The organism is Cellulomonas sp. P4_B5_2, from assembly GCF_056402235.1.
The window spans coordinates 1-3,873 of the sequence record NZ_JBFUHU010000341.1; the positions used below are offsets into that span (position 1 = coordinate 1).

The window sequence follows — 3,873 nt, forward strand, 5'->3', positions numbered from 1 at the left end:
AGCCAGGGCCGAAGCCGCGGCCGTGGTGCTCGTGCGGGAAGGCGCCGCGGGGTCCGCCGCGCCGGGGGTCGAAGCCCTCCTCGTAGGGGGCCTCGGGGAAGTCGCCGCGGCGGCGACGGTTGCGGCCGCGCGAGGCGGTCGGGTCGATGGTGTCGAACGAGGGGCCGGCGAAGCGGCCGTCGGGGTGGGAGTGGGGGTGTCGCATGGGATGTCTCCTTGAGGATGTGGTCCGCCGGCCGGTGCGGCCCTGACGCGGATCCGGGAGGTCTCTCGATCTCGACCGGATGACTCAAAGATATATCGTCGATAGATCTTTGACAACCCCTAGCGATACATCGGTCTCAGAGCCGCGCCAGCACCGCCCCACCGTGCACCCCGAGGACCTGGCCGGTCGTCCACCCGCCGTCCGGCGACGCCAGGTAGGCGACCGCCGCCGCGATCTCGTCGACCGTCCCCGGCCGGCCCATCGGCACGCGTGCCAGACGGCGCTGGTACTCGGCATCGTCCAGGCGCCCCGCCCAGAACTCGGTGTCCGGCACGAACCCGGGCGCGACGGCGTTCACCGCGATCCCGTCGGCGGCCACCGCAGCGGCCGTGCCGGTCACCCAGGAGTTGATCGCCGCCTTGGCCGCACCGTACGAGCCGGCCCCCCGCAGCGCGGCCACCGAGCTCATCGCGATGATCCGCCCGCCCGGCCGCGGCATCGCCGGCAGCAGCGCCTCCCCCAGCAGCACGGTCGTGAGCACGTTGAGCCGGAACTCCTCGGTCCACAGCTGCGCGGTCGCCGCCAGGTCGTCGCCCGCCGGCTCCAGCGAGCCGCCCGCGTTGAGCACCAGCACGTCGACCGACCCCAGCCTGTCCGCGAGCGCCTGGACCTCCGCCGGCTCGCGCAGGTCGGCCACCTCGACGCGCATCGCGCCGGCCGCCGCCTCCTCGAGCACCTCGCGGCGCCGCCCGACGATCACCACGTCGTCCCCGTCGGCCGCCAGCCGCCGCGCCACCGCGCGCCCGATTCCCGTCCCACCGCCCGTCACCACCGCCGTCCTCATCGGCCCACCGAAGCACCTCGGCGGCGGCCTGTCGATCAGGTGGTCTGCGCCAGCTGGACCAGGTTGCCGCAGGTGTCGTCGAGCGTCGCGACGATCACCGGTCCCATGTCCGTCGGCGGCTGCACGAACCGCACGCCGAGGGCAGTGAGCCGCGCGTACTCGGCGGCGAGGTCGTCCACCCCGAACGACGCAGCCGGGATCCCGTCCTCGACCAGCGCCGCCTTGTACGGGCCGACCGCGGGGTGGCTGCTGGGCTCGAGGAGCAGCTCAACCCCGTCCGGGGCCGCCGGCGACACCACGGTCAGCCAGCGGTCGTCGCCGCCGAGCGGGATGTCGTTCTTCGGCACGAATCCGAGCACGCTCGTGTAGAAGTCAAGGGCCTTGCTCTGGTCGTCGACGAACACGCTGGTCACGGTGAGGCGGATCATGAGGGCTCTCCTTGGTCGGGGGCGGGCCAGCGCGCGGTGATCTCGCGCAGGGGCCCGGTGTCGAGGTGGTGGAACTTGTAGCGGCCCTCGCGGCGGACCGTGACGAGCCCGGCCTCCTGCAGCACGTCGAGGTGCTGCGAGACGGCCTGCCGCGTGGACCCGAGCCCGTGCCGCATGGTCAGCCGGGTGCACAGCTCGAACAGCGACTGCCCGTCACGGTCCTGGAGCTCGTCGAGGATCGCGCGGCGCGTGGCATCGGCGAGGGCCTTGTAGATGTCTGCTGCCACGCCTCCTGTATAGGCAAGCCCACACTTGCCTGTCAAGAGCTGTCGATTTCCGGAACCCTCGCGCGTCATCACCTCGACCGGCACAGTGGACGCATGAGGGAGAGGGCGACATGACCGACCGATGGATGGTCCTGCTGTGGGGCGATGAGGCGTTCTGGGAGAACGCGTCCCCCGAGGTCCGCGACCGCATCATGGCCGAGCACCAGGCGTACTCGGACGCGTGCGACGAGCGCGGCTACACGATCCTGGGCGGCGAGGAGCTGGGCTTCTCCAAGAACGCGGTCACGGTGCGCCCCGACGGGTCCATCACCGAGGGCCCGTTCGCGGAGCTGGCCGAGCACCTCGGTGGCTACTACGTCATCGAGACCGACGACGTGCAGGGACTGGCCCAGCTGACGGGAAAGCTCCTCCTGACCGACGGCGGCGGCGCCGAGCTGCGCCCCGTGATCGTGCACGAGTCATGAGCACGCAGACGTTCCTCGTCCTGATCTACGCGGACGAAGGCGACTGGGACGCGGCCGACGAGGCGACCAAGGCCGAGTACTACCGGCAGCACGGCGACTACGACGACCAGGCCGCCGACTTCGGCGTGACGTTCCTGGCCGGCGAGGCGCTCCAGTCCGTCACGACCGCCGTCACCCTGCGCCGCACGGGCGAGGACGCGGAGATCACCGACGGCCCGTTCGCGGAGACTGCCGAACAGCTGGGCGGCTTCTACCTGGTCACGGCGCCGGACCGGGAGTCGGTGCTCAAGCACGCCATGCTGCTGCCCGAGTACACGATCGAGGTCCGCGAGATCATGCCGATGTGATCTGTCGATCCCTCCGCCGCCCGCGCGTCATCGGGGCAGCGGGACGCACCAGGCGTCCTCCCACCTCCTAGGAGATGACATGGCCGAGTTCACCGTGGTGCTCTACCGCGACGACGCGCACGACGCGCAGCTGACGGACGAGGAACGCGATCGCGCGTGGGCGGCCCACCTCGGCTTCCAGCAGCACTGCGCCGAGCAGGGCTGGGAGATCGTGACGACGCGCGCCCTCGGCGCGGCGGTCCGGGGTCGGTCGCTGCGGTCCGACGGCCGCGCCGGGGTGGTCGTCACCGACGGCCCCTACGCCGAGACGGCGGAGCAGGTCGCGGGCTTCTACCTGGTCGCCCGCACGCAGCTCGACGCGCTGACCGAGGCCGTCGCCGCCCTGGTGCTCAACGGCGAGTCCGTCGAGATCCGGCCGACCGTGCGGTTCGTCGACGGCGTCCCCGTGGACGGGGTCGACGCGGTCTCGGCCTCGTGAGGTTCGTCGTCCTCGCGTTCGGCTCCGCAGAGCTGCGCGCCGGCATCAGACTGGGGTCCGTGGACACGGCGACGTCGGTGCAGGACCGCGGCCTGCGGGACGGCACGTTCGAGGGGCCGGCGTCGGCGCTCACCGGCCTCCAGGTGGTCGAGGCGTCGGACCTCGACGCGGTGCTGGAGACCCTGCCCGCGACCGGCACGTTCGAGGTGCGACCCGCTTGGTGACCACCCTCGACACCGCCCTGGCCGACGCCTGGCAGGCCCACTGGTCCCGCCTGATCGGCCTGCTCATCGGCCAGTTCGCGCGCCCCGACCTGGCGGAGGACGCCGTCTCCGACGCGTTCGAGTCGGCCGCGCGGCACTGGCCGGTGGACGGGGTGCCGACGAACACCGGCGCGTGGCTGCTCACGGCCGCGCGCCGCCGAGTCCTCGACCGCCTGCGCTCGGAGGCGGTGCAGCGCCGGAAGGAGCCGTTGATGGTGGTCGACGACGAGATGCGTGCCGCCGCCGCGGCCGTCGTCGACCCCGGCGCCCACGTGGCCGACGAGCAGCTCCGGCTGATCTTCGCCTGCTGCCACCCCGCGATCGCACCCGACGACCGCGTCGCCCTGACCCTCCGGTTCGTCGTCGGCCTCACCACCGCCGAGATCGGTCGTCTCCTGCTCGTCCAGGAAGCGACCATGGCCGCCCGGCTGACCCGCGCGAAGAAGCGGCTGGCCTCCTCGGGCATCCCCTTCGCGACGCCCCCGGCCGCTCGGCTGGACGTGCGGCTCGACGTCGTCGCGACCGTCGTCTACCTCGCCTTCACGTCCGGGTACCAC

Annotated in this window: 9 protein-coding genes; 5 read left to right on the forward strand and 4 right to left on the reverse strand. The window is 72.5% G+C overall.

The features are described from left to right. The 4 genes from AC1DUQ_RS18965 to AC1DUQ_RS18980 all read right to left on the reverse strand — a co-directional run. Window positions 1–205: hypothetical protein (locus AC1DUQ_RS18965; protein ID WP_477074352.1), on the reverse strand; the 205-nt coding region annotated here is incomplete at its 3' end. A gap of 136 nt (window positions 206–341) precedes the next feature. Beyond that, window positions 342–1,049, reverse strand: a complete 708-nt coding sequence (locus tag AC1DUQ_RS18970) for an SDR family NAD(P)-dependent oxidoreductase (RefSeq protein WP_477074353.1) — start codon at window positions 1,047–1,049, stop codon at window positions 342–344. Window positions 1,050–1,084: 35 nt separating this feature from the next. Further along, the gene (locus tag AC1DUQ_RS18975; protein WP_477062551.1) at window positions 1,085–1,477 is read right to left on the reverse strand and encodes a VOC family protein; all 393 of its coding nucleotides are present in this window, start codon (window positions 1,475–1,477) and stop codon (window positions 1,085–1,087) included. Continuing rightward, the gene (locus AC1DUQ_RS18980) at window positions 1,474–1,764 is read right to left on the reverse strand and encodes an ArsR/SmtB family transcription factor (RefSeq protein ID WP_477062552.1); all 291 of its coding nucleotides are present in this window, start codon (window positions 1,762–1,764) and stop codon (window positions 1,474–1,476) included. Before AC1DUQ_RS18980 ends, AC1DUQ_RS18975 begins: the two co-directional genes overlap by 4 nt. 110 nt (window positions 1,765–1,874) lie before the next feature. Between AC1DUQ_RS18980 and AC1DUQ_RS18985 the strand changes: the two genes are divergently transcribed. From AC1DUQ_RS18985 to AC1DUQ_RS19005, 5 genes are all read left to right on the forward strand, one after another. After that, window positions 1,875–2,228: a YciI family protein gene (locus AC1DUQ_RS18985; protein WP_477062553.1), complete on the forward strand. Its 354-nt coding sequence runs from the start codon at window positions 1,875–1,877 to the stop codon at window positions 2,226–2,228. Beyond that, complete coding sequence (locus tag AC1DUQ_RS18990) at window positions 2,225–2,575, forward strand: YciI family protein (protein ID WP_477062554.1); 351 nt, start codon at window positions 2,225–2,227, stop codon at window positions 2,573–2,575. The genes AC1DUQ_RS18985 and AC1DUQ_RS18990 overlap by 4 nt, the downstream gene beginning before the upstream one ends. A gap of 79 nt (window positions 2,576–2,654) precedes the next feature. Then, a complete protein-coding gene (locus AC1DUQ_RS18995) occupies window positions 2,655–3,053 on the forward strand; it encodes a YciI family protein (RefSeq protein ID WP_477062555.1) in 399 nt (132 codons plus the stop codon). Next, entirely contained in the window at window positions 3,050–3,277 is a 228-nt protein-coding gene (locus AC1DUQ_RS19000; protein ID WP_477062556.1) for a YciI family protein, read from the forward strand. Before AC1DUQ_RS18995 ends, AC1DUQ_RS19000 begins: the two co-directional genes overlap by 4 nt. Beyond that, window positions 3,274–3,873, forward strand: a 600-nt coding sequence (locus AC1DUQ_RS19005) for an RNA polymerase sigma factor (protein WP_477074354.1), incomplete at its 3' end; no start/stop codon positions are given. The genes AC1DUQ_RS19000 and AC1DUQ_RS19005, both read left to right, overlap by 4 nt.

Excerpts from the sequence above, each read along its gene's own strand:
- AC1DUQ_RS18975 (WP_477062551.1), bottom strand. The coding sequence starts at position 1,477 with ATGATCCGCCTCACCGTGACCAGCGTGTTCGTCGACGACCAGAGCAAG.
- AC1DUQ_RS18995 (WP_477062555.1), top strand. The coding sequence starts at position 2,655 with ATGGCCGAGTTCACCGTGGTGCTCTACCGCGACGACGCGCACGACGCG.
- AC1DUQ_RS18985 (WP_477062553.1), top strand. The coding sequence starts at position 1,875 with ATGACCGACCGATGGATGGTCCTGCTGTGGGGCGATGAGGCGTTCTGG.
- AC1DUQ_RS18990 (WP_477062554.1), top strand. The coding sequence starts at position 2,225 with ATGAGCACGCAGACGTTCCTCGTCCTGATCTACGCGGACGAAGGCGAC.
- AC1DUQ_RS18970 (WP_477074353.1), bottom strand. The coding sequence starts at position 1,049 with ATGAGGACGGCGGTGGTGACGGGCGGTGGGACGGGAATCGGGCGCGCG.